22 protein-coding genes are annotated in these 25324 nt (G+C 58.3%); 9 read left to right on the forward strand and 13 right to left on the reverse strand.

The genetic code is table 11. The annotated features are described in order from the left end of the window. Position 1 precedes the first annotated feature (1 nt). Positions 2-895: an alpha/beta hydrolase gene (locus QPL94_RS08845; protein ID WP_285356859.1), complete on the reverse strand. Its 894-nt coding sequence runs from the start codon at positions 893-895 to the stop codon at positions 2-4. Between the two features lie 115 nt (positions 896-1010). On the opposite strand from QPL94_RS08845, the gene QPL94_RS08850 reads away from it, so the two are divergent. The 3 genes from QPL94_RS08850 to QPL94_RS08860 all read left to right on the forward strand — a co-directional run bounded on the left by QPL94_RS08850 (position 1011) and on the right by QPL94_RS08860 (position 4297). Then, on the forward strand, positions 1011-2030 hold the full coding sequence (locus tag QPL94_RS08850; RefSeq protein WP_285356860.1) for an alpha/beta hydrolase: 1020 nt from the start codon (positions 1011-1013) through the stop codon (positions 2028-2030). 62 nt (positions 2031-2092) lie between these two features. Further along, complete coding sequence (locus tag QPL94_RS08855; RefSeq protein ID WP_285356861.1) at positions 2093-2749, forward strand: YiaD family glycine zipper/OmpA-like lipoprotein; 657 nt, start codon at positions 2093-2095, stop codon at positions 2747-2749. A 255-nt stretch (positions 2750-3004) separates the two neighbouring features. Beyond that, entirely contained in the window at positions 3005-4297 is a 1293-nt protein-coding gene (locus QPL94_RS08860) for a S8 family peptidase (protein WP_285356862.1), read from the forward strand. Between the two features lie 125 nt (positions 4298-4422). Here QPL94_RS08860 and serA read toward each other — a convergent pair whose 3' ends face one another. Beyond that, positions 4423-5652 (reverse strand): phosphoglycerate dehydrogenase, encoded by a 1230-nt coding sequence (gene serA / locus QPL94_RS08865; protein WP_137435216.1) that lies wholly within the window; start codon positions 5650-5652, stop codon positions 4423-4425. Positions 5653-5832: 180 nt separating this feature from the next. On the opposite strand from serA, the gene QPL94_RS08870 reads away from it, so the two are divergent. From QPL94_RS08870 to mscL, 4 genes are all read left to right on the forward strand, one after another. After that, on the forward strand, positions 5833-7236 hold the full coding sequence (locus QPL94_RS08870; RefSeq protein ID WP_285356863.1) for a D-2-hydroxyglutarate dehydrogenase: 1404 nt from the start codon (positions 5833-5835) through the stop codon (positions 7234-7236). Positions 7237-7277: 41 nt separating this feature from the next. After that, on the forward strand, positions 7278-7784 hold the full coding sequence (locus QPL94_RS08875; protein ID WP_285356864.1) for a DUF2244 domain-containing protein: 507 nt from the start codon (positions 7278-7280) through the stop codon (positions 7782-7784). Between the two features lie 33 nt (positions 7785-7817). Next, positions 7818-8501 carry an SIR2 family NAD-dependent protein deacylase gene (locus QPL94_RS08880; protein ID WP_285356865.1) on the forward strand — a complete coding sequence of 228 codons (684 nt, stop codon included), beginning with the start codon at positions 7818-7820 and terminating at the stop codon, positions 8499-8501. Positions 8502-8612: 111 nt separating this feature from the next. Next, positions 8613-9020 carry a large-conductance mechanosensitive channel protein MscL gene (mscL, locus tag QPL94_RS08885; protein ID WP_285356867.1) on the forward strand — a complete coding sequence of 136 codons (408 nt, stop codon included), beginning with the start codon at positions 8613-8615 and terminating at the stop codon, positions 9018-9020. 33 nt (positions 9021-9053) lie between these two features. On the opposite strand, the gene QPL94_RS08890 is transcribed toward mscL, so the two are convergent. The 5 genes from QPL94_RS08890 to QPL94_RS08910 all read right to left on the reverse strand — a co-directional run bounded on the left by QPL94_RS08890 (position 9054) and on the right by QPL94_RS08910 (position 13720). Beyond that, positions 9054-10370 (reverse strand): ABC1 kinase family protein, encoded by a 1317-nt coding sequence (locus QPL94_RS08890; RefSeq protein ID WP_285356869.1) that lies wholly within the window; start codon positions 10368-10370, stop codon positions 9054-9056. Positions 10371-10432: 62 nt separating this feature from the next. Next, on the reverse strand, positions 10433-11095 hold the full coding sequence (locus tag QPL94_RS08895) for a fumarylacetoacetate hydrolase family protein (protein ID WP_285356871.1): 663 nt from the start codon (positions 11093-11095) through the stop codon (positions 10433-10435). A 9-nt stretch (positions 11096-11104) separates the two neighbouring features. After that, complete coding sequence (locus QPL94_RS08900) at positions 11105-11647, reverse strand: adenine phosphoribosyltransferase (protein ID WP_137435209.1); 543 nt, start codon at positions 11645-11647, stop codon at positions 11105-11107. Positions 11648-11674: 27 nt separating this feature from the next. After that, positions 11675-12973, reverse strand: a complete 1299-nt coding sequence (locus QPL94_RS08905; protein ID WP_285356872.1) for an NCS2 family permease — start codon at positions 12971-12973, stop codon at positions 11675-11677. A 129-nt stretch (positions 12974-13102) separates the two neighbouring features. Continuing rightward, positions 13103-13720 carry a trimeric intracellular cation channel family protein gene (locus QPL94_RS08910; protein ID WP_285356873.1) on the reverse strand — a complete coding sequence of 206 codons (618 nt, stop codon included), beginning with the start codon at positions 13718-13720 and terminating at the stop codon, positions 13103-13105. Positions 13721-13950: 230 nt separating this feature from the next. Here QPL94_RS08910 and QPL94_RS08915 point away from each other — a divergent pair, with 230 nt between their 5' ends. Together QPL94_RS08915 and QPL94_RS08920 are read left to right on the forward strand one after the other, a co-directional pair. Next, entirely contained in the window at positions 13951-14517 is a 567-nt protein-coding gene (locus tag QPL94_RS08915) for a BLUF domain-containing protein (RefSeq protein ID WP_285356875.1), read from the forward strand. Positions 14518-14657: 140 nt separating this feature from the next. Continuing rightward, positions 14658-15638 (forward strand): NADPH:quinone oxidoreductase family protein, encoded by a 981-nt coding sequence (locus QPL94_RS08920; protein ID WP_285356877.1) that lies wholly within the window; start codon positions 14658-14660, stop codon positions 15636-15638. Positions 15639-16131: 493 nt separating this feature from the next. Here the strand turns inward: QPL94_RS08920 and QPL94_RS08925 are convergent, their stop codons facing one another. The 6 genes from QPL94_RS08925 to QPL94_RS08950 all read right to left on the reverse strand — a co-directional run bounded on the left by QPL94_RS08925 (position 16132) and on the right by QPL94_RS08950 (position 25322). Further along, positions 16132-17961, reverse strand: a complete 1830-nt coding sequence (locus QPL94_RS08925; RefSeq protein WP_285356878.1) for a long-chain-acyl-CoA synthetase — start codon at positions 17959-17961, stop codon at positions 16132-16134. A 72-nt stretch (positions 17962-18033) separates the two neighbouring features. After that, the gene (locus QPL94_RS08930; RefSeq protein WP_285356879.1) at positions 18034-18861 is read right to left on the reverse strand and encodes an SDR family oxidoreductase; all 828 of its coding nucleotides are present in this window, start codon (positions 18859-18861) and stop codon (positions 18034-18036) included. Continuing rightward, complete coding sequence (locus QPL94_RS08935; protein WP_285356881.1) at positions 18858-20852, reverse strand: acetyl/propionyl/methylcrotonyl-CoA carboxylase subunit alpha; 1995 nt, start codon at positions 20850-20852, stop codon at positions 18858-18860. Before QPL94_RS08935 ends, QPL94_RS08930 begins: the two co-directional genes overlap by 4 nt. Before the next feature lie 337 nt (positions 20853-21189). After that, positions 21190-22008, reverse strand: coding sequence for an enoyl-CoA hydratase/isomerase family protein (locus QPL94_RS08940; protein WP_285356883.1), 819 nt, complete (start codon positions 22006-22008; stop codon positions 21190-21192). A 174-nt stretch (positions 22009-22182) separates the two neighbouring features. Then, on the reverse strand, positions 22183-23343 hold the full coding sequence (gene atuD, locus QPL94_RS08945; RefSeq protein ID WP_285356884.1) for a citronellyl-CoA dehydrogenase: 1161 nt from the start codon (positions 23341-23343) through the stop codon (positions 22183-22185). A gap of 362 nt (positions 23344-23705) precedes the next feature. After that, positions 23706-25322, reverse strand: a complete 1617-nt coding sequence (locus QPL94_RS08950; protein WP_285356885.1) for an acyl-CoA carboxylase subunit beta — start codon at positions 25320-25322, stop codon at positions 23706-23708. Between the last annotated feature and the right edge of the window lie 2 nt (positions 25323-25324).

Consider the following 25324-nt stretch of genomic DNA (forward strand, 5'->3'; position numbering starts at 1 on the left):
ATCAGGTGGTGAGGTGGCGTCGAATAAACTGGCCCGCCGTTTCCAGCGCTTCGGTGGCCCGGTCCAGCTGCCCGGCATGCACCTGGAACACATGCCAAAGGCTGTTATAGATCTCCAGCCGGGTATCCACGCTGTCCCGGTTGGCCACTGTCGCCAGGCGCTGAGCGTCGTTCATCAGGATTTCCTGGCTGCCTACCTGGATCAGCAAGGGGGGCAAGCCGGAAAGGTCCCCATAAACCGGAGAGACGTAAGGGTTGGCTACAGGTTCACTACCACAATACAGGCGGGCGGCCTTATCGATCCAGCGTCTTTGCAGAACCGGCTCACATTCCGGTGAGTAAAGGTGTGCATTGGAAAGGTCGGTCCAGGGAGACATGACCATCAGTGATGAGGGCAGGGGCAACCCTTTGTCCCGCAAGCGCATTGCCAGTGCGATGGCCAGCCCGCTTCCGGCAGAGTCGCCCGCGAGGCTGAGTGACGCCGGCGGATGTCCCTCGTCAAGCAGCGCCAGATAAACGGCTTCCGCATCGTCCAGGGCTGCCGGGTAAGGGTTTTCGGGGGCCAGCCGGTAGTCAGGTACTATTACGATGGTGCCGCTGGCCCTGGCGAGGTGCCCGGTAATTCCCCGGTGAGTTCGCGGGGAGCCGATGATATAACCGCCACCATGGAAATACAGTACGACACCGTCCGGGTTGTCACTGTGGCAGACTCGCGTTATGGCAACGCCCTCGGCCTCAATGTTTTCAAAGCGGGTGCCACGGGGTGGAACCGAGGTCAGATAGGCTTTGCTCACCAGTTTGCGCTGAATGCTTACCGGAACGGCAGGGTGCAGCAAAGGCCTGATCAGGCGGATCATGGTCTGGCGCAGTCCTGTTTCCAGGGCAGTTTGTATCATTGTTCACTCCGCTTTAACGGCCTAAAAGGTGTTGTGGTGTGCTAATCTAACGGCTGGGCCCCCGGCGGCCAACGTGCCAACTTTGCACCTATTGATAACAGGCGTTTAACTCTACGTGTACTGGAAAACAGATACCATAGAAATTCCGAACTGGAACAGGGCATCGCTTCTGGAAAGGCTGGAGCCATTCGATCCCGAACGCCGGGAAGCGCTTGGCGAAGATATGGTGGCCTACTGTCGGTTTTACGGGCTGGATCTCTGGGTGGAGCACCCGGATGTTTCCTATCATCAAGGGTACGTCATGGCGGACCGGCACCAGGTGATGGTGCACTATTTCCGGTTGCCCGAACAACGTCGGCCCAAAGGTACCGTGTTCATCCTGCATGGCTATTTTGACCACGTGGGCCTGTACAGCCAGTTGATTGATCGTTGCCTGGGCGCGGGGTTCGACGTGCTCGCTTACGATCAGCCAGGTCACGGGCTGTCCAGCGGAACGCCGGCAGCTATTGGCAGTTTCCTGGAATATCAGGCGGTACTGACAGACGTGATGGCCAAGGTGAGAGGCAAGGTAAGGGCACCGTGGTATGCGGTGGGGCAAAGTACCGGCGGCGCTATCCTGATTGATTATCTGCTGACCAATCACCATACTCCCGAAACCTCGGATTTCCGGCGGGTTGTGTTACTGGCCCCGCTGATACGCCCGATGGGGTGGCTGGGGGCAAAACTCCTCCATAGCCTGGCTAAACCGTTTGTTTCACGGTGGGCCCGAGTGTTTGGTACGAACAGTGGAAACTCGCGTTTTCTGACCTTCCTTAAGGAGTATGATCCGCTTCAGGCCAGGGCTGTTCATGTAGACTGGGTGTCGGCGTTGCGGCAGTGGGTGCCCCATATCGAATCCGCTCGTCCGGTAAATTATCCGGTGACGGTGGTGCAGGGGGAGAAGGACCTGACCGTCGACTGGCAGCACAATCTGCGGATTATCCGTAATAAATTTGCCTCGGTTGAGGAACTCAGGATCCCCGATGGGCGTCATCACTTGGTAAACGAAGCTCAGGATTTGCAGGCAACGGTATTCAACACCATAGTGGATACCTTTGAAAGCGACCACGACAGCTTCCTTTCGGAAGCCTGTTAAGTAAACACAGAGCGGGAACGTGCCGCTATCAGTAATACCTTGGAAAGACTCTGGAGAATGCCGTGAAGAAAACTATTGTTGCTTTTGCTGTCGCCACTGTTGGTTTGGGCGGCTGTATGACATACGACCCCTATACCGGGGAAGAGAAAACATCGAGCGCTACCAAGGGCAGTATAATTGGCGCCATCGGTGGCGCGGCTGTTGGTGCGGCAACGTCCAGCAGCAGTGACCGCGGCAAGGGGGCACTGATTGGTGCTGCATCCGGCGCTGCAGTTGGCGGTGGTATCGGCTACTACATGGACAAGCAAGAAGCCGAACTGCGCCGCAAGCTGGAAGGCTCCGGTGTTCGCGTCGTGCGCAACGGCGACGAAATCGAACTGGTCATGCCTGGCAACATCACCTTTGATGTGGACCAGTCTTCCATCAAGCCGTCTTTCAGCAATACGCTGGAATCCGTGGCACTGGTGCTGAAGGAGTTTGACAAGACCATCATCCAGATCGAAGGCCACACTGATAGCACCGGCTCCAGGGACTATAACCAGTTGCTGAGCGAGCGTCGCGCAAGCTCTGTTCGGGACTTCCTGCTGAACCAGGGCATTGAGCCCAGGCGCACGCGTGCCGTCGGCTATGGCCCGCGTTATCCCATCGCATCCAATGATTCGGCCTCTGGCCGTGAACAGAATCGCCGCGTTGAACTGACGCTGGTTCCGATGCAGTAACAAAAACGCATGATGATTGATTGGCTCCGGAATACGATGGTTTCCGGAGCCAGTTCTGTCCCGCTTCCCCAATTCCCCGACGCCCCCCTGCCATTACAAATTGTTTAAAAGCGCCTGCATGGCCCCTTCTGACCTGATTTGGTTCGTCACTCATGGAACTGTTTGACGGGTCGCCCCGTGAGGAGACCTGAGGCTCTATGCTGTCCGTTCCTGGTGAGTCTCATTACTGGAAAGTGAGCAAAAGGAGGATGTGCTTTGACAACAAAGATCACAATAACAATGGGATTGACCGTCTGTTTTCTTGCCGCCGCGCCTGCCTATGCGGGCCTGGTGAATGAGGCCGGGCTGCCGGACTCTACGGAAACAACCGCGGCCGCACTTCAGCCAGGAGACAGCTTGCCCGGCCGCTACATATTGACCCTGGACTCCGCCATTCCCGACATGCTTGGCCTGTCCGACTTACAGGCAAGTGTCGAATCCCTGCTGTTAGCTGTGGGTGGTGGCGATATTCTGCATCTGTACCGGACCGCGATGACCGGTGCAGCAGTCACCCTGACGGAACAACAGGCGGCTTTGCTGTCCTCCCTGCCTGGCGTTCTGGCGGTTGAGCCCGACCAGGTGGTCGCGGCTAATGTCGAGACCCAGGTTGATGCCACCTGGGGCCTGGATCGGATAGACCAGGCAGTGTTGCCATTGGACGAGCGATACAGCTACCCGCAATCCGCCGGCAATGGTGTCAGTGTTTACATCATCGATACCGGATTGCGGGATACCCATGATGAGTTTGCCGGGCGGGTGATTGAAGGCCGCAATTTCGCAGTTAACGATGCCGGGCTACTGGGCCTGGGCGGGTTGCCGTTGATCGGCCCGATCGTCAATATCGGTGGCGAAACCGACCCGGAAAACACCACGGACTGTAATGGCCACGGCACCCACGTGGCCAGCACTGCTGCGGGTACGGTTTATGGCGTGGCCAAGCACGCGTCTGTCTCGGCGGTCCGGGTGCTGGACTGTTCCGGCGCCGGTACTAACGCGGATGTGATAGCAGGCGTGGACTGGGTGGCCGAGAATCATCGGGCGCCAGCGGTGGCCAACATGTCTCTGGGTGGAGGAGATTCCGATGCTCTGGACACTGCGGTGCGTGGGGCGATCGAGCAGGGGGTGGCATTCGTGGTGGCTGCAGGTAACAGCGATGCCGATGCCTGCTCCGGGTCCCCCAATCGGGTAGAACCAGCGATTACTGTGGGAAGCACCACCCGGGAGGACCAGCGATCGTCCTTCTCCAACCACGGTGGATGCCTGGACCTGTTTGCTCCGGGCTCTGACATAACCGCAGCCTGGTATCAGGAAGACGATGAAGTGAACACCATCAGCGGTACCTCCATGGCATCGCCTCACGTAGCGGGGGGCGCTGCCCTCATCCTCGGGGCTGAACCCGGGCTTTCACCTTCGGCCGTGGACGCCCGCCTGGACGATCTGGCGACCGAAAACGTACTTGGTGGTATTAAAGACGGATCGCCCAACCTCCTGCTCAGAGTGCCTCAGTAATACTGAAAGGGCGAAGCACTGAAAACCAGGTTAACCGGGGGTTATTTCCGGGAGTTGGCCTGATTGGCCAAAAAAAAGCCGGGGCTTGTGGGCCCCGGCTCCTGGTGATGCCTCATGTTCCCGGATCAGAACAGAACGCGGCACCGAATGGTGCCTTTCACTTTCAACAGCTTCTCCAGTGCCAGCTCGCCGTATTCCTTGTCGACGTCGATCACCACGTAGCCGATGTCCTCCTTGGTCTGCAGGTACTGGCCGCAAATGTTGATGCCGTTCTCAGAGAACACCTGGTTGATTTCCGACATCACGCCCGGCACGTTCTCGTGGATGTGCAGCAGGCGGTGCTGGTTCGGGTGCGAGGGCAAGGCCACTTCCGGGAAGTTCACGGAAGAGACAGAGGTGCCGTTGTCGCTGTACATGGCCAGCTTTTCCGCCACTTCGCGGCCAATGTTTTCCTGGGCTTCGATGGTGGAGCCACCCACGTGCGGGGTCAGGATGACATTGTCGAACTCTCGCAGCGGTGAGATGAATTCTTCGTCGTTGGACTTGGGTTCCACCGGGAAGACATCAATGGCGGCGCCCAGAAGCTTTCCACTACCGAGGGCATCAGCCAATGCGTCAATGTCCACCACGGTGCCACGAGAGGCGTTCATCAGGATGCTACCCGGTTTCATCTGGGCAAACTGCTCCGCCTTGAACATGTACTTGGTGGCCGGCGTTTCCGGTACATGCAGGCTGACCACGTCGCAGGTGTTCAGCAGTTCCTGCATCGTACCTACCTGGGTGGCATTGCCGATAGACAGCTTGGAGACCACATCGTAGAAATAGACGTCCATGCCCAGGCCTTCCGCCAGCACACTGAACTGGGTGCCAATGTTGCCGTAACCGATGATGCCGAGTTTCTTGCCACGGATTTCATAACTGTCCTTGGCGGACTTCAGCCACTCGCCACGGTGCGCCTTGGCGTTCTTCTCGGGTACGCCACGAAGCAAAAGAATGGCCTGGGCAAGAACCAGTTCCGCCACACTGCGCGTATTGGAAAAGGGGGCGTTGAAGACAGCGATGCCGCGACGGGTGGCGGCCTGAAGATCAACCTGGTTGGTGCCAATGCAGAAGCAGCCTACTGCCACCAGTTTCTGGGCGGCCTCGAATACCTTTTCGGTCAGCTGGGTGCGTGAGCGGATACCCACGAAATGAGCGTCAGCGATTTTTTCCACCAGCTCATCCTCGGCCAGCGAGTGAGTCAGGTACTCGATGTTCGTATAACCTGCGGCATTCAGGGTATCAATGGCAGACTGGTGCACGCCTTCGAGCAGCAGGATGCGGATTTTGCTCTTTTCAAGAGACGTATTAGACATGGGCTTGCTTCCGAACCTTTCGTCACATGAAATGACCCGTGAGCGCCGCTGTTGGCGGGCGGGCTCACAGAACAGGGGCGGTATGATACCATAAACGCAGATTTTCACAGCGCGTCAGGTTATCTGAATCAACTTCGCCTGCTGACGCCCTGACTAACCCTTTGCGAGACCGGACTATCCATGAATTCTGAACAGATCGTTGCCTCCCTTCGCGCCCTGATGGAAACGGGCCAGACGCCCGGGAAAGTACTGACCGACCCGGCCGACCTGGAAAACTACGGCAAGGACTGGACCAGGATCTATCTGCCCAAACCGGTGGCTATCGTTCTGCCAAAAACCACCGAGCAGGTGCAGGCACTGGTGATGTTTGCCAATGACAACCAGGTGGCGCTGGTGCCTTCGGGTGGACGCACGGGCCTGAGTGCCGGCGCTGTGGCCGCCAATGGTGAGGTAGTGGTGGCGTTTGACAACATGAACCAGATCCTGGATTTCAGCGCCAGTGACCGCACCGTGAAATGCCAGGCCGGGGTGGTGACGGAGCAGCTTCAGAATTTTGCGGAAGAAAACGGCCTTTACTATCCGGTGGATTTTGCCTCGGCGGGCTCCAGCCAGCTCGGTGGCAACCTGTCCACCAACGCCGGTGGCATCAAGGTGATCCGCTATGGCATGAGCCGGGACTGGGTCGCCGGCCTGAAAGTGGTGACCGGCAAGGGTGATATCCTCGACCTGAACAAGGACCTGGAAAAGAACAACACCGGGTATGACCTGCGCCATCTGTTCATTGGTGCGGAAGGAACCCTGGGCTTCATTACCGAGGCCACCATGAAGCTGTCCCGCAAGCCGGACAACCTGACCGTACTGGTTCTGGGCCTGAACGACCTTACCAACACCATGGATGTGCTGCAGACCTTCCAGAAGCAGATCGACCTGACCGCGTACGAGTTCTTTTCCCACCAGGCCATGGGCCATGTACTGGCCCACGGCCAGGTGCAGGCGCCCTTTGAAACCGAGGCGCCATACTATGCACTGCTGGAATTCGAGGCAGTCTCCGACCAGGTGATGGACGATGCAATGGCACTGTTTGAACAGTGTGTCGAAAATGGCTGGGTACTGGACGGCGTAATCAGTCAGAGCGAAACCCAGGCCCGGAACCTGTGGCAGCTACGGGAACGGATTTCCGAGTCCATTGCACCGCGCACGCCGTATAAGAATGATATCTCTGTGGTGGTTTCCCGGGTGCCGGGTTTCCTGCAGGAAATCGACGCGGTGGTAACCGAGCATTATCCGGATTTTGAAATCATCTGGTTCGGTCACATCGGTGACGGCAACCTGCACCTGAATATCCTCAAGCCCGAAGACATGGCCAAGGAGGATTTCTTTGAGAAATGCCAACAGGTGAACAAATGGGTCTTCGAGATTGTCGAACGTTATCAGGGCAGCGTGTCTGCAGAACACGGCGTAGGCATGACCAAGAAGGCGTATCTGGAGTACACCCGCAGCGCTGCTGAAATTGCCTACCTGAGAGGCATCAAGCAGGTCTTCGATCCCAACCGGGTGATGAACCCCGGCAAGATCTTCGACTAGAGGCGTGAGGGCGGTGCGGGTGGTTCCCGGGAGTAACCGCAATGGTAGAGCAGCTTTCCCGAGATGAAGGCGACTGTTTTCTCCTGACCCCCAACCAGTCCATGACATGGAAGGGAAACATCCGCGTCTGGCTGGCGGCAGTGTTCCTTCAATTGATGATCTCCACCGGAATGGTCCTGATCGGGGCATGGCCGGTGTTGCCGTTTGCCGGCCTGGAGCTGGGCGCCCTGGTGGCGGCGTTTTACTATACCTCAAGGAAGTGCCAGAAGCGGGAAGTGCTCACTTTCTCACCGGAACTGATACGCCTGGAAAAAGGCCTTACCCGCAAGGAAAAAGAGTGGGAACTTCCCCGCCGCCATACCCGCGTCTGGCAGGATGTGCCGCGCCACCCCTGGACGCCCCCCAAGCTCCATCTGCAGTTCCGGGGCGAAGAAATTTCCCTGGCTTCTTTCCTTAATATGGATGACACCGAGGAACTGGTTGCTATCCTTGAAAAACATGGGCTCAGAGTAGAAAAACGGCGTAAGCCGGAGAAACTCTGGTTCTGACGTACATCCCTACAAAAATAAAAGCGGTGCCCTATGAAAGATCACATCGTGGTTCTCACCGGCGCAGGCATGAGTGCCGAAAGTGGCCTTTCCACCTTTCGCGACAATGGCGGGCTGTGGGAGCAGCACAGCGTTTATGACGTCGCCACACCGGAGGCTTTTACCCGCAACCAGGAACTGGTGTTGCGCTTCTACAATGAACGCCGCCGGCAGCTGAAGTCGGCACAGCCCAATAACGCCCATCGCCTGCTGGCGAAGCTGGAGCAGCATTACCGGGTAACCATCATCACCCAGAACGTGGACAACCTGCACGAACGGGGCGGCTCCAGCAATGTCATCCACCTGCACGGCGAACTCACCAAGGCCCGCAGCTCAAAGCACCCCGAACTGGTCTACGACATCGGGTTCGCGGATATCCATACCGGCGACACCTGCGAGCGTGGCGCCCAGCTGCGGCCTCATATTGTGTGGTTTGGTGAGGAAGTGCCGATGATTGAGGCCGCTGCCGAGATCGTCCCAACTGCGGATCACCTGCTGATCGTGGGCACATCCCTGCAGGTCTATCCAGCCGCGGGGCTGGTGGACCTGGTGGATTTTGATGTGCCGATTACGGTCATCGATCCCGGTGAGCCGGCAAACCTTTCCAGGGCGAGGGTTATTCGTAAGGGGGCCTGTGAGGGTGTGTCCCAATGGGTGGCCGGACTTGAAAACCGCTGATCCGTGGCAGTAATCGCCCAAAACTCCGCTACAATTCTATAGCGCTCGTGTGGGCGTGCCCTCTGCTGTTTTTTTGGGCCAACAAGGTCTGGTATCAGGGAGTTGATTGCGATGAGCATCGTAAAGGAGTTCAAGGAATTTGCGGTCAAGGGTAACGTCATGGATATGGCGGTAGGCATTATCATCGGTGTCGCATTCGGCAAGATTGTTTCGTCGTTTGTTGCCGATGTTATGATGCCACCTATCGGACTACTTATCGGCGGTGTCGACTTTTCCAACCTCGTTATTACGCTCAAAGCCGCCGAGGAGGGTGCGGAGGCGGTTGCGATCCGTTACGGGGCATTCATCCAGGCCGTGTTCGATTTTCTGATTGTCGCAATTGCTGTTTTCATCGCTGTGAGGGCGCTGAACAGCATGCGTAAAAAGGACGCGGAAACCCCGGCCGCACCGCCCGCTCCTTCAGCACAGGAGCAGTTATTGATGGAGATCCGGGATTTGCTGAAACAGAAACCCGAGTAGTTTTTTGGCCGCTCTGCCGGGCCGGGTGACAACTCAGTCCGGCGTTTGTCGAAGGTATTTCTCCAGTTCTTCCCGAAACGCCGCCTGCACACCCAGCCGCTTCATCATCCAGTAATGCCCGGCAATCATGCGGTCGATGAATATACTCTCCACCGGTGGTTTGAAATAATCCAGGTATTTGAACACGGTCGTGGTCTTGGCGGCAACGTGCTTGTGGAGCTCCGAGTCAGCGAAATCGTAGGGTGTGTCACTACGGAACGGCTGAATGAGGATGTCCCGCCACATGGCATAGTAGGCTTCGTCCACTGCCGGTTGGGATTCCACGCGAGCGCCCAGGGCAATCAGGTGTTGGTCCAGGGCGGCGTAGTCTTCTTCAAGGGCCGAAATGAGGGCGTTGCGATAGGCTTCAACAATCTCCGGCTTCAGTTTTTTCACACACCCGAAGTCATACAGAATGATGGTGCCGTCGGGGCGGTAGGCAAAGTTGCCGGCGTGGGGGTCGCCATGGATGCACTGGTAGCGGAAAAGCTGGTCCGCCATCATGGTGAAGATGCGGTGACCAATCAGGTTGATGGTGTCCTGATCGTATTTTTCCGGTGTTACCTCGCTGATGTGGTCGCCTTCCACCAGCTCCATGGTCAGCACCCGCCGGGACGAGTGGCTTTCGAACACTTTCGGGATGACGATCCAGTCGTCGTTGGCATGGAATGCCTGGAAGAGTTCCAGGTTGCGGGCCTCGTTTTCGTAATCCAGTTCTTCTTTCAGCCGGACACGGATTTCACCGAACAGCTGGTCCACGTGTTCCTTGGGCATCCGCAGCAATCCGCCCAGTTTCAGGGCCATGCGTAGCTGCTTCAGATCGCTGTCGCAGGATTCGTCCACCCCCGGGTACTGAACCTTGACGATGACATCGGTGCCATCGTGCAGCCGGGCACGGTGGACCTGGCCAATGGAAGCGGCGGCGTAGGGTTTTTCCTGCAGGTATTCGAACAATTCTGAAACCGGCTTGCCCAACTCGCTTTCTACCTGCCCGACAATCACCTCGAAGGGCATCGGCGGCGCTTCTTTCTGCAGCCGCTCGAGAGCGTCGGAGAATTCCCGGGGCAGAAAGTCCTGAGTCTGCGACGCTATCTGCCCGACCTTCATCACTGCACCTTTCAGCTCCCCCAGGGTGTCGACAATCTGGTCTGCCATACGGGTGTAGCTTTCGGAGCGGGCGCCTTCGTCGTCCTCTTCGCTGCGGAATATCCGGCGTGCGCGCTGCCCGGCATATTGCCCGGCTACAGAAGCCGTCATGCCTGCCAGTCTGAAGAATCGTCCGCTACGGGTGGTAACCGGTTTCTTTGCCATGCCTGATATACGTCCTGAAAAGCCGATGGACCTGACTGGGTTTGCAGATCCGTGTTCCCACACTAGAGCACGGTGGTCTCAACAAACAAGGCATCTTCCAGTTCCAGGGACAATATCTGCCCCGATTCCAGCGGCCCGACGCCTTTGGGCGTGCCGGTGAGGACCACATCGCCGGGCATCAGCGTGAACTGGCTGCTCATGTGCGCGATCAGAGGCACGATCGGGTTCAGCATATCGCGGGTGTCGCCGGTTTGCTGGCGTTCACGGTTGATGTCCAGGGTAAAGGTCAGGTGGTCGCGTCGAAGTCGGTCAATGGATACGAATGGCGACAGTGGGCAAGCGCCGTCAAAGGCCTTGGCTCTTTCCCAGGGCTGGCCTTTGTCCTTGAGCCGGGACTGCAGGTCCCGCAGGGTCAGGTCCAGTGCCATGCCATAGCCGAGAATGGCGCCTTCGGCTTCGCTGGCGGAGGCGTTGGTCAGCGGGCGGCCAATCAGTACGGCCAGTTCGGCTTCAAAATGGACTTCACCCCGGTCCCGGGGAAAGTCCAGCGGGCGGGTGATATGCACTGCCGAGGTTGCCGGTTTTATGAACAGTAATGGTTCATCCGGCACCGGGTTGTTCAACTCCCGGGCATGCTCCGCGTAGTTGCGGCCGATGCAGACAATCTTGCCCAGCGGCAGGTGAACCGGTGTCCCGTCTTTCCAGTGGTGCTGATAATCAGGCATGGCAGCCCCCTAATCGCCCTCAAACGAGCACACAGTATAAACCTTCAGACCTTCCTCCTGCAGCTTGCGTGAGCCGCCCAGGTCCGGAAGGTCGATCATTGCCGCCACTTCGACAATCTCGGCACCAATACGGCGGATCAGGCGCGAGGCCGCCAGCATGGTGCCTCCGGTAGCAATCAGGTCGTCCACCAGAACCACGTTGTCGCCGGGTTTGAAGGCATCCTTGTGCAGCTCCACCGAGGCGGTGCCGTACTCCAGTTCGTAGTCTTCCACCAGGGTGTCGAACGGCAGCTTGCCTTTCTTGCGGATCAGCACCAGCGAGGCGTTGAGTTCATAGGCGAGTGCCGAACCGATAATGAAGCCACGGGCATCTACCGCTGCAACCGCATCGATCTTGTGGCCGTGGTAACGGTGAACAAAGGCATCAATCAGTTTGCGGAACGCGGTGCGATCCTGCAGTACAGTGGTGATGTCGCGGAAGGCGACCCCTGGCTTGGGCCAGTCAGGCACCGTGCGAATGGCTTTCTTGATGCTTTCTGCAAAGTAGTCCATAGCGAATCCGGGCTCTGAAAACGCAGCTTACGCCACGTCCAGGAAAGTGAATTTCAGGATAAAGACGACAGCGATGATCACCACACTGGCGTTCAGGTCTGACCAGCGTCCGCTTAACGCTTTCAGGATGGCATAGGTGATGAAGCCCAGGGCAATGCCGTTGGCGATGGAAAAGGTCAGCGGCATCATCAATGCGGTCACGACCGCCGGAGCGGCTTCGGTGACGTCATCCCAGTCTATCAGTTTCAACCCGCTGGCCATCAGTACCGCGACGTAAAGCAGGGCAGGGGCTGTGGCGTAGGCCGGGATAATGCTGGCAATGGGCGACAACAGCAGGCACGCCAGGAACAGGGCGGCCACGACAACCGCCGTCAGGCCGGTGCGGCCGCCGGCGGTAATGCCGGCGGTGGACTCAATGTAGCTGGTGGTTGTGGATGTCCCCAGGGCGGCACCGGACATGGTGGCGACGGAATCGGACATCAGTGCGCGACCCAGGCGGGGGAGTTTACCGTTCTTGTCCAGGAGTCCACCGCGCTGGGCGGCGCCAATCAGAGTACCGGAGGTGTCGAACAGGTCCACAAACAGGAAGGCAAAAATTACGCTGATCATGCCCACGTTCAGCGCGCCGGCCAGGTCCAGTTGCATAAAGGTCGGGGCGAGGCTGGGCGGGGCTGAAACAAAGCCGTCGTATTCCACCATGCCCATCGCCATTGCGGCGGCGGTCACGGCGATAATACCAATCATCACCGCACCGGTGATCTGACGGAACGACAGGGCGCATATCAGCACAAATCCGCCAAAGAACAGCAGGCTTTCGGCCACTTTAACGTCGCCAAGACCTACCAGGGTTGCGGGGTTATCGATAACGATACCGGCATTTTTCAGCGCGATGAGTGCCAGAAAGAAGCCTATACCGGCCGAGATGCCATAGCGCAGGGAGAGGGGGATGCTGTTGATGATCCATTCCCGGACCTTGAAGAGGCTCAGCAAAAAGAAGATGAAACCGGAGATGAACACGGCTCCCAGTGCCACCTGCCAGCTATAACCCATACTGCCCACCACGGTGAACGAGAAGAACGCGTTCAGGCCCATGCCCGGGGCCAGGGCAATCGGGTAGTTGGCCCACAGCCCCATGATCAGGGTGCCGATAGTGGCGGCCAGGCAGGTAGCCACGAACACCGCACCGAAGTCCATGCCGGTGGCGGAGAGAATGCTGGGGTTGACCACGATGATGTAAGCCATGGTCAGGAAGGTGGTAAAGCCCGCAATCACCTCTTTACGAACAGTGGTGCCATGGGCCTGGAGCTGGAATAGTCGTTCGAGCATGACGGATGCCTGCCTTACAGGGAGCTGAATGGGGATTGAATGAATCGGTTTCAGGAGTTGGGTGAAAAAACGGCAATGTTACCGGCTGGAGCCGTGAACGCCAAGAGACGATTCAACATTGCAGGCTGATTAGCCCTGTTGTCTGTCCCGTTGCAGGCGAATATCAAAGCGCACGGCCAGCAAGCGGGTGAGGGTAATGAACAGTAAGCCGATGGTCAGGGCGAGGGTTTCGCTCTCCAGCAGCCACTGGCATACAAAATAAAGCCAGCAACCGGCAAATGAAATGGACGCGTAAACCTGGTCCTTGCGAAAAATGTACGGCACCTCATTACACAAGGTATCGCGCAATGCGCCGCCAAAGGTACCGGTCATCACCCCCAATAGCGAGGCGACAAACCAGGAGTGGCCAAGGTCGAGGGCCAACTGAGCGCCAAGAATGGAGAAAACGCCCAGACCAATGGCGTCGGGAAAGACGATTCGGGATGCTCGGAGGCGTCCGGCGCGGTGCCAGTAGCTGTAGATGATCGCCATCACCAGGATCAGGATCGGCTGTTCCTGATGCTTGATCCAGTACAACGGATGGTTGTCCATCATCAGGTCCCGCAGGGTGCCGCCACCCAGAGCGGTGACAAAACCGATTGTGAATATACCCACCGGATCCATATTCTTGGATCGCGCTACGATCATGCCGGATATGGCAAAGGCAATCACGCCGATCATTTCAAGCAGGTAGATAATATCGAACATGTCAGACCCTGGAGCAACAGCAAGGGGCAGGCGGCAGCCCGGTTACGGTGCGCGCAGGATAGCTGAAAAGGCAGGCAGATTCATCCCGGAAAAGCGTAAGGTCCGGGCATTTTGAGTGGCGATGCAATGCCCGGGAGACAGAACCATACGAATGTCTATGATCCATCTTCAAGGTATGAGACGTATTTCACACCTACCTTAACCGTTTAATGTAGTACGGAGTGAATGATATGTCCCTGATGCGTCTGGCTTACGCCAGTGAAGCCACTTTCAAGGCCAAACCAGTGGAAAAGGGTGTAGAGCCCAACGTCGCCCGGATCCTGATGGAATCCCGTCGAAACAATGCCAGAAGTGAAATCGTTGGCGGCCTTTACTACGGCGACGACCAGTTTTTCCAGTATCTGGAGGGCGAAGAAGGGGCCGTTCGCCAGCTCTATGACCGGATTGCCAGAGACGACCGACACCGTAATGTGATTACGTTGCTGGAAGAGCCGATCGAAGCCCGAACCTTTACCAACTGGTCGATGAAGTACGTGCCGCTGTCTTCAGACGTCAACAGGTTCCTGGATAAGGAGGGGATGGAGGCCTTTCGACCCTCGGGGTTCAATCGCAGCCAGTGCGAGGAGATGATCACCCTTATTCGCAACTCCAGCCAGGAAGGTCGCGTGGTCAGCCATGACGGTGGGCGAAATAAACGAAACAAGCAGTCTGTCATTCCCAAAGGTATTCTTGCGGGTCTCATCGCGGCCGCCGTCTGTCTGGTGGGTGCAATGGCCTATGTAAGCACCATGCTCTAGCGTGGGATTCCGGAGACCATAAGCAAGGCTTATCCGGTAGGATAAGATTTCTTTATTTGCTTCATGGCACGACTCTGTTTAGGTTGATAACCATCAACTGCAGTCATCTTTTATCGACCGTCGATTAACGGAGTCACAACATGAGAGCGATTCTCTGCAAGGAATACGGCCCTGCGGACAAACTGGTGATAGAAGATGTCGCCAGTCCTGTGGTCAAAGGCCATGGCGTCAAGGTTCGGGTCAAGGCCGCAGGCCTGAACTTCCCGGACACGCTGATCATCGAAGGCAAGTATCAGCTCAAACCCACCATGCCGTTCTCCCCCGGCGGAGAAATGTCCGGTGAGGTGATTGAAGTGGGCGAAAAAGTCACCCGCTTCAAACGGGGCGACCGCGTTGCCGGCCTCACCGGCTACGGTGCCTTCGCCGAGGAAGTGGTGGTTCCCGAGCAGAATATCCTGCCGATCCCCGAGTCCATGTCAGACGAGAAAGCGGCTGCTTTCTCTATGGTGTACGGCACCTCCTATTATGCGCTCAAGCAGCGAGCCAACATCCAGCCGGGCGAAACCCTGCTGGTGCTGGGCGCCAGCGGCGGGGTTGGCCTGGCAACGGTGGAACTGGGCAAGGCCATGGGCGCCCATGTGATCGCAGCGGCCAGCACGGCCGAGAAGCTGGCGGTGGCGAAGGAAGCCGGTGCCGACGAGCTGATCAACTACACTGAAGAGCCACTGAAAGACGCCGTAAAGCGGCTGACCAACAGCAAGGGCGTGGATGTGATCTACGATCCGGTGGGTGGTGAATTCACCGAACAGGCCCTGCGTGCGATGGCCTGGAACGGCCGCCACCTGATCATCGGCTTCGCCGCTGGTGACATACCGAAGATCCCGGCGAACCTGACTCTGCTGAAAGGCTGTTCGGTAGTGGGTGTTTTCTGGGGCAGCTTCACCCAGCGCGAACCGCAGACCAGCGCCCAGAACATGATGGAGTTACTGAAGCTGTTTGCTGAGGGTAAGATTGATCCGAGAATCAGTAAGGTTTATGAGTTCGAGGATTACGAGAAGGCCCTCGGGGCGCTGACCGGGCGGACGGCTACCGGGAAGATTGTTCTTAAGGTTGGTTCTTGAGGTCTGGTTTTTGAGTTGGCTTCTGGGTTTTGGCCCTAGCCTTTTTGGCTTGGTGTATGGCCGGGGCTGAGGGGCCCTCCACAAAAACGCTACGAGCACATCCATGTGCGCTTGACTCCGGCCGTCCCTGGCCGGAGACATTTTGTGGAGGGCCCCTCAGCCCCGGCCGGTAGACCTTGGGAATATATCAGCACATGACAAAACCGTAGGTCGGATTAGCGAAGCGTAATCCGACAAATGGAGATAACGCCAGAAAAGAGTCGGATTACGCTTCGCTAATCCGACCTACGTTTTTCCCAGGATTACGAGTTAACGGGCGATATCTCCGATGCTTAGTCAGCACCGGTGGGAACCCCCTCCCAAAAATGTGCGGAGCCCAAGCGCACATGGATGTGCTCGTAGCGTTTTTTGGGAGGGGTTCCCATCGGTGCAGTCACCAAGCCATAAAGGCTAGGGCCGGGAGCCATAGGCACCACCATAAGCCAAGAAACACTCAGAACCGTACCTCCCCCGCATCAATCTCCGCCACCAGTTCAGGCGTTAACAGGGTATACCCTTCAGTCCCAGGCAACCACGCATAAACCTGCTCCCCGGGCTTGTCGATGGAATAACCGGCTTTCTGGATATCGACCTTCCGGTATTTGAAGGTGCCCGTCTTCTCTATGGCATTAGTCACCCGCACAAACACCGGAATCGCATAGGGCGGCAGGTTGTCGTTCAGGTAACGGAACAGACGGTTGACATCGAATTCCTGACCATTGGATTGGGGCACCAGCGTCACCATGCCGGCCTTGCCGTTGGTGCCCGGAATTTCCACGCCGTAGACAATCGCCTCCTCCACCATGTTGGAGCCGTCGATGATGTTCTCCACCTCTGTGGTGGACACGTTCTCACCCTTCCAGCGGAAAGTGTCGCCCATGCGGTCGACGAACTGCAGGTGGCCACAGCCGATGTCCTTGAGCACATCGCCGGTGTTGAACCACTGATCGCCTTTCTTGAAAGCATCCCGCAGGATGGATTTTTCCGTGGCGTCTTTCTGGGTATAGCCCTCGAAGGACCACTTTTTGGTGATCTCGCCGATCAGCAGGCCGGCCTCGCCTTGCTCCACTTCCTGCATAAAACCGTTGTCATTACGAACCGGGTCGCGGGTGCCGTCGTGGAATTTCACCAGTTTGTAGGGGGCCGTGGAAAAACCGACGGTGTTGTCCATGTTGAAGAAATTGCTGAAGCCGATGTTGCCCTCGCTGGAGGCATACAGCTCCGCCACGGTTTCGATACCGAAGCGGTCCTTGAACTCCTTCCAGATGGACGGGCGCAGGCCGTTACCGATCATTTTGGTGAGGTTGTGATTACGGTCCTGGTCGCTGGGGGGCTGGTTGAGCAGGTAGCGGCACAACTCGCCCACGTAGCCGAAGGTGGTGGCCTGGAAATACCGTACATCGTCCCAGAAGGCGCTGGCGGAGAACTTGCGACGCAGGGCGATGGCGGAGCCGCCGGCCATCACTGAACCCCAGCACACCAGCAGGGCGGTGCCGTGGTAGAGGGGCAGTGTGCAGTAAAGGACGTCGTGTGGCTTCATGTCCAGGGACATCATGCCAAAGCCGCCGTAGGCTTTCATAAACTTGCGGTGGCTGCCTGGCGCTGCCTTGGGTAGGCAGGTGGTACCGGAAGTGAACAGGTAAATGGCGGTGTCGCCCATGACGGGCGGGTCGGCCGGTCGGGGCCCGGTGTTCCGGTGGGCGCTGACCTTTGCAGCCATGTTCACGTAACCTTCCGGCGCATCGCCAAAGACGTTCATGGTGTTGGCGTCGGCCAGGAACAGGAACGGGTTGGGGTGGCTGGTCCGGATGTCGCCCTTAACACCGTCGAAGCTGTCGACCAGTTCTTCGCCTACCACAACCATTTTGGGACCAATCAGGTTGATGCTGTGCTCCAGAACCCGTCCTTTCTGGGACGTGTTGAGCATAGCGCAGGCGACACCAATTTTGGCAGCGCCGGCTACCACGGCCAGCAGCTCCGGACGGTTCTCCAGGAACACGGCAATAGCATCGCCTTTGATAAGCCCCTCGGCTTTCAGGAACCCGGCAATGCGGTTGGCCCACTCGTCGAATTCACGCCAGGTAATGCTGCGGTCTTCGTAGAGGATGGCCGGGCGTTGGCCGTGTTTCCTGGCGTTGCGTTCTACCAGGGTGCCAAGGGTCAGGTCTTTGTTCTCGTTCCTGACTGCGTAGTAGTAATAGCCCCGGGCAATAGCGGGAAAGCGCCGGAGTATGCCCGGCAGGCTGCGAGCGATGTCGCGTGGGGATATGTTGTCCTGGGTCATAGAGTCATCCGTCAGGGTCTGTGTTTAACGTTGTTATTCGTTTTTGCCCCGGGACAACCAATGGCTCCGGGGCTAATCCAGAAACAGGTCAGGCAGCAGCGGTTTGTCGCCGGGCTGGTACCGGTAGTGTTCAAAATCGGTAACGCCATCGGCTCTCAGTACATCCTCATCAATCACCGACTGGCCGGTCATGTCCTCGGCAGGGCGGCTGAGAATGCTCAGTGCGGCGTCCGCCATGATGTCCGGTTTGCGGCCCTGGGCCATCATCTGCGGGCCGCCCACTTCGAACTCGATGGCAGCGGTGGCAATCAGCGTTTTGGGCCAGAGTGTGTTTACCGCAATGCCGTAGCGTCGGAACTCCTCTGCCATCCCCATACTCAACATGGTCATGGCGTATTTTGTTGTGGTGTAAGGCCCGTACTGGGCAAACCACCGGGTGTCCATATTCAGGGGCGGCGACAGGCTCAGGATATGGGCCCGGTCCGACTCCTTCAGCCAGGGCAGTGCCGCCTGGCTACAGACAAATACCGCGCGTGCGTTGACCTGATGCATCAGGTCGTAGCGGCTGACCTTCAGGTTTTCCACGCCGGTCAGTTTTATGGCACCTGCGTTGTTTACCAGCGCGTCAATGCCGCCAAAGTGAGCGGCAGCCTCGTCCACCCGCTGGCGCACCAGTTGTTCGTCCCGTACATCCAGCACCAGGGGCAGGGCCTTACCGCCTGCCTGCCGAATTTCTTCTGCCACACTGTGAATCGTGCCGGGCAGCTTCGGGTGTGGCTTGTCGGACTTGGCCGCAATCACCACATTGGCACCTTCTCTGGCGCAGGCCAGGGCAATGGCCCGGCCGATACCCCGGCTGCCGCCGGTAATAAAAACGGTTCTGTCCTGCATTGTGCTCATTGTCCGGCCTCCTCTGAGGTAGCTTCAGCGGCAGTAATTTCCACCAGCAACTGGCTGCGTTTTACCTGGTCGCCTTTGGCGGCCAGCACCTCACCCACTGTACCATCGCGGTCCGCCTTCACCGGATGCTCCATCTTCATGGCCTCCAGGATCACCAGGGTGTCCCCCTGCTTCACCGCCTGGCCGGCCTGCACCAGAACATCAATGATGGCGCCGTCCATGGTGGCCTTGATGCGGCCGCTACCACTGGCCGCAGCCCCGCTGGCCGGCTGGTGGGTGACGTCATGCAACGCCACTGCCTGCCCGGACGCCTGCAAATATAGGTGATCGTCCCGGCGGTGATATTGGCATTGTTGACGAATGCCGTTGTCGATAATGCATAACAGGCCACCGCCCATGCTTTCAAGGTCGAGTTCGTGCTGGTCCTCACCCCGGGTAACCGTGAAGTGATTACCAGTGCGTCGCACCAGCAGTTCCAGGGTTTTGTCGCCGGTTTCCAGCTTCATGGGCGTGACCGTGGCAGGCGCATTACTCCAGGAACTATTCATGTCATGACGAGCCGCACCGGGGCCTGAATTGCCATGGCTGAACACGCAGGCCGCCAGTGCCAGTTCGCGTATGGAGGTGTCCTTCGGGGCCAGCGAGGGATCGTCCCGGAACGCCTGTTGCAGAAATGCCGTGGTGGCCTCACCGGCACCGAACGTTTCGTCAGCGATGATGCGGCTGAGGAAATAACGGTTGGTGGTCACGCCGAACACCGTGGTGTCCTCCAGTGCCCGCAATAGCCGGCGGCGAGCTTCGTTGCGGTTGGCTCCCCAGGCAACGACCTTGGCCAGCATCGGATCGTAATGGGGCGTGACGGCATCGCCAGAGCGAACACCGGTATCAAACCGTAATCCTTCGCCCTCGGCGGGCTGGAACTGATGCAGTGGTCCGGTCTGCGGCGTAAACCCGTTGGCCGGGTCTTCGGCGTAAAGCCGCACTTCAATGGCGTGACCGTTCAATTGAATTTGCTCTTGTGTGAGCGGTAGTGGCAGTCCCTCGGCGACGGAAAGCTGCCAGGCGACCAGATCCTGCCCGGTGATCAGCTCGGTGACCGGATGTTCCACCTGCAGGCGGGTGTTCATTTCCAGGAAGTAAAAGTTTCGGTCCTTGTCCACCAGGAACTCGACGGTACCGGCACCTTCGTAGCCGCAGGCGAGAGCCGCTTTGACGGCTGCTTCCCCCATTGCTTTGCGTAAGTCCGGGGTGACAAAAGGCGAGGGCGCCTCTTCTACGACCTTCTGATGCCGCCGCTGTACGGAGCAGTCCCGCTCACCCAGGTAGACCGCATTACCGTGCTGGTCTGCAAACACCTGAATCTCGATATGACGGGGCTCGATGACTGCCTTCTCCAGAATCAACTCGTCATCCCCGAAGGCCTGCTTGGCCTCGGAGCGGGCACGCCGGATGTTGTCGGCCAGTTCCTCTGCCTTTTCCACCAGCCGCATACCCCGGCCACCGCCACCGGCAGAGGCCTTGATCATCAGCGGGTAGCCAATATTTTTTGCAGCTTCGATGAGTTCCTCATCACTGGCATTATCGCCCTCAAACCCGGGCACCACCGGCACACCGGCTTCCTGCATGGCAATCTTCGACCGCCGTTTGCTACCCATCAGCTCAATAGCCGCCTCCGGGGGCCCCACAAACACCAGCCCGGATTCCTTACAGGCTCTTGCAAACCCGGAATTCTCCGACAGAAATCCATACCCCGGATGCACACAGTCCGCCCCGGTCCTGGCTGCCGCCTCAATAATAGCCTCGACTTTCAAATAAGAAGCCGAAACCTGAGCCGGGCCTATACACACCGCCTCATCGGCCAACTCCACATGCAGCGCTTTGGCATCTGCCTCTGAGTACACTGCTACTGTGCGGTAGCCCAGCGACTTCGCGGTTTTGGTCACCCGTACGGCGATTTCGCCTCGGTTTGCTATCAGGAGCTTTCTTAGCATTTTGTTGGTCTCATGGTTGGGTGCTTGTCCGCGTTGCTGTGAGGGGTGGGTCCGTCCAGGACACGCCGTGAATACGTCCATGTAGGCTCGTAAAAAACATCCTTGTTTTTTACGGTCCTGGACGGACCCACCCCTCACATCAACGCTCCCTCCAACGGTTGTTATCGCATGCTGTTGCTGCTAACTGGCGTTTTGCACATGGTCTGGGTCTGGGGCGTACATGGCTTTTCGGGACCGTCAAAAACATGGATGTTTTTGTCGAGCGTACAGGGACGTATTCACCGCGTGTCCCGAAAAGCCATGCCCGCCCCAGCCTGCCACCATCAGCCGGAAGCCGTCATTCAGAGGCCGCCCAAGAGGCCGGACGCTTCTGCATAAACGCAAGCGTCCCCTCAGAGCCCTCGTCGCTACGAATCGCCTCGGCAAACTTCTCCGCCGCACTGTCCAGAAGGCCACTCATGGACTCGTGGCCAACGCGGTGCAGCAACGCCTTGGTCTGGGCTGTCGCATTGGGCGCACACTGCCGAACCCGCTCGACCGCATGACCCAGAAACTCGTCAATCTCGACTTCCGACTCCGCAACCTGATGAACAATCCCCAGCCTGCAAGCCTCATTCGCATCCACCCGCAAACCCAGCAACGCCAACCGCCGCGCCTGCGTGAACCCGATACGCTCCACCACAAATGGTGCAATCTGAGCCGGAATCACCCCCAGGGTGGTCTCCGGCATCCCGAATTTCGCCGACGGCCCGGCAATGGCCATATCCGACACACACGCCAATCCAAAGCCACCGCCCATCACGGCACCTTCGGTCACCGCGATCACAACCTTCGACGACTCGTTAACCTGTTGAATCATCTGCCCGAACGCCCGGTTCAAACGGTAAAACGGGTCTTCCTCTCCCTCTGCCGGCTTCTGCCCCCGGGCACCGGCCATGTCCTTGATGTCCCCCCCGGCACAGAAGTGGCCACCGGCACCGCGAAGAACCACAGCGCGAATGCTGGTATCACCCTCAACCTGACTGAACACCGCCGAAAGCTCTGCCACCATCTCCAGGCTCATGGCGTTCCGAACGTCTGGCCGGTTGATGGTGACGTGCAGGGCAGGGCCCTGTTTTTCCAGAATGAGGGTTTCGCAATGAAGCAAAGTGTCCATAAGCATGACTCCAATAAAATTGTCCGGGGGCTGGTGTGTGGGTAGAAAGGCTTTCCGGGACCGTCAAAAACAGGGATGTTTTTGTCGAGCGTACAGGGACGTATTCACAGCGTGTCCCGGAAAGCCTTTCTACCCATGCGCCAGCCCTTTCTCCCAATCAAGAAGGTTCAGAGCCTAGTCGCGTTGCTTGCCAGGCAAAGTTCCCATCATCTTGCAGATAATTCCCAGCATGATTTCGTCAGCACCACCGCCGATGGACACCAACCGCACATCCCGGAACGCACGGGACACCGGGTTCTCCCACATGTAACCCATGCCACCCCAGTACTGCAGACAACTGTCCGTCACCTCGCGCCCAAGCCTCCCGGCCTTCAGCTTGGCCATCGACGCCAGCCTGGTCACATCCTTGCCTTCGATGTGCAGTTCACAGGCCTGATAAGTCAGGGCACGCAGGGCCTCGACTTCCGTCTGCAGCTCAGCCAGGCGGAAATGAATCACCTGGTTATTGATCAACGGCTGGCCGAAGGTCTTGCGCTCGCGGCAGTACTCAATGGTCTTGTTGATGCAGTGTTCCAGCGCCTTGATCACGTTGGCCGCGCCCCACAGCCGCTCCTCCTGGAATTGGAGCATCTGCATCATGAATCCCGTGCCCTCAGCGCCGATTCGATAACGCTGGGGCACGCGCACATCGTCAAAGTAGATCTCAGCCGTCTCGGAGGACCGCATCCCCAGCTTGTTCAGGTGCGGGCTGAAGGAAATGCCCGGCGTGTTCATGGGCACCACAATCAATGACTTGTTCTTGTGGGGCTTGTCGTCGGAAGTGTTCGCAAGCAGGCAAATAAAATCAGCCCTGGGGCTGTTGGTGATCCACATCTTGGAGCCATTGATGACATAGTCATCGCCATCCTGCTTTGCGGTGGTCTTCATCCCGGCCACGTCAGAGCCGGCAGCGACTTCACTTACACCGATGCAGCCCACCATGTCGCCGGCAATGGCCGGCGCGAGGAAGGTTCGTTTCAGTTCATCGGAACCAAAACGTGAAATGGCAGGGGTGCACATATCGGTCTGAACACCTATGGCCAGGGGCACACCGCCGCAGTGGGCCGTGCCCAGCTCTTCCGCAGCCACCAGGTTGTAGCTGTAATCCAGCCCCATGCCGCCGTACTCTTCCGGCTTCTGAATGCCCAGCAGGCCGAGGTTGCCGAGTTTCTTGAAGATATCGTGAATCGGAAACTCGCCGGCTTTTTCCCATTCGTCGCAGTGGGGGTTGATTTCCTTCTCCACGAAATCGCGGACGGTTTTTCTGAGGGCTTCGTGTTCGGGGGTGAATTTCACGTTCTTGTTCTCCTGACTTATTGGTAGTCCGTGCCCTTGTCGTTTTGGTGCACGTTCTCTAGCTTGGGCTGCACCTGTGGGGCACGGGCCTCAGAAACACGCCGCAAGTACGTCCGTGTAGGCTCGATCGGGCCATCCCTGGCCCTCCACGGTTTCTGAAGCCCGTGCCCCACAGGTGCTGTTGTCTATTAACCTGTTGCTTCCTGTTCCCTATTTGTCGGATTACGCCTTTGGCGAATCCGACCTACATGAGTCGCGGGCCCGGAAACGTAGGTCGGATTTACCCGTGAAGGGCACAATGAGCGAAGCGTAATCCGACAAAGCAACTCAGCTCCGGGTCCAAACACCATCACTACGACCCCCTAGAGGCGGGCCACACCAAACGAATTAGGCCGCAACTGTCGGGCCTCAGCCTCGCGGCATACCGAAAGCACCAGAGCCAGAACCCGCCGGGTATCCCGTGGATCAATCAGGCCGTCGTCCCACAGCCGCGCCGTACCGAACAGGGCAGTGGAACCGTCTTCCAGCTTCTTGGCGGTGGCCTGTTCCAGGAAATCCAGGGTTTTGGGATCCGGTTCCATGCCGCCCCGGCGCTGCTTGTCTTCGGCGACAATGCGCATCACCTTGCCGGCCTGTGCCGGGCCCATGACCGCGGTGCGGCTGTTGGGCCAGGCGAAGATGAACCTTGGGTCCAGGCCGCGGCCGCACATCGCGTAGTTACCTGCACCATAGGAACCGCCGATCACAATTGCGACCTTTGGCACCCGGCAATTGGCCACCGCCTGGATCATTTTGGACCCGTGTTTGATGATGCCGTTCTGCTCCGAATGGGTGCCCACCATGAAACCGGTGGTGTTGTGGAGGAACAGCAAAGGCGTGCCCGCCTGGTCGCAAAGCTGGATAAACTGGGCGGCCTTGGTGGCGCCGGCCGGGGTGATGGGGCCGTTGTTGCCGATGATGCCCACCGAGTGGCCCTCGATGCGGATGGTCCCGCACACGGTCTGGTCGTCGTAGTCGTTCTTGAAATCCATAAACTTCGAGCCATCGGCAATGCGAGCGAGGATTTCGCGGACGTCGTAGGGCTTTTTGGCATCGCTGGGGATCACGCCCATCAATTCTTCAGCCGCATACAGCGGCTCTTCCCATTCCGGTTCCCGCACAGGCGGTAATTGCTCGTTCCAGGGCAGGGCTTCGAGCACATTGCGGGCATGACGGATGCCGTCGGCGTCATCTTCGGCCAGGTATTCTGCCGTGCCCGCCACTTCCGCGTGCATCTGTGCACCGCCGAGTTCCTCATCGGTGGCCACTTCGCCTGTGGCGGCTTTCAGCAGGGGAGGGCCGGCCAGGAACATCTTGGCCTGCCCGCGGACCACGATTACATAGTCTGAAAGTCCCGGCTGGTAGGCACCGCCGGCGGTGGCGTTTCCGTGCACCACGGTCACCTGGGGAATACCGGCGGCGGACATGCGGGCCTGATTGGCGAAGCCGCGGGCGCCGAGCACAAAAATATCCGTAGCGTAGTTCAGGTTGGCACCGCCGCTCTCGGACAGCGACACCACCGGCAGCTTGTTCTCCATGGCAATCTGCTGCAGCCGCAGGGTCTTGTCCAGGCCTGCCGGCGTGATGGTGCCGCCCTTGATGGCACTGTTACTGGCCACCACCAGACAGCGAACACCACTGACGTGGCCAATGCCGGCAATAATGCCGCCACCGGACATGCTGCCGTCCTTGTCGTCGTGCATCTTGTAGCCGGCCAGGGAACACAGCTCCAGAAACGGTGTACCGCGATCCAGCAATCGGTTGATACGGTCCCGGGGCAGCAGCTTGCCGCGCTTGATAAACTTCTCCCGCGCCGCCTCCGCCAGGTCCAGCACCTTCTGCTCCACGTCCCGGAAAGTAGCGATATGGGCTTCCATCACCTCCGCATTGGCGCGAAAGTCATCCGACTGGGGATTAACGGTGGATTCCAGTACCTGCATTG

This window comes from Marinobacter sp. SS13-12 (genome assembly GCF_030227115.1).
In the GTDB taxonomy this organism is placed as follows: domain Bacteria; phylum Pseudomonadota; class Gammaproteobacteria; order Pseudomonadales; family Oleiphilaceae; genus Marinobacter.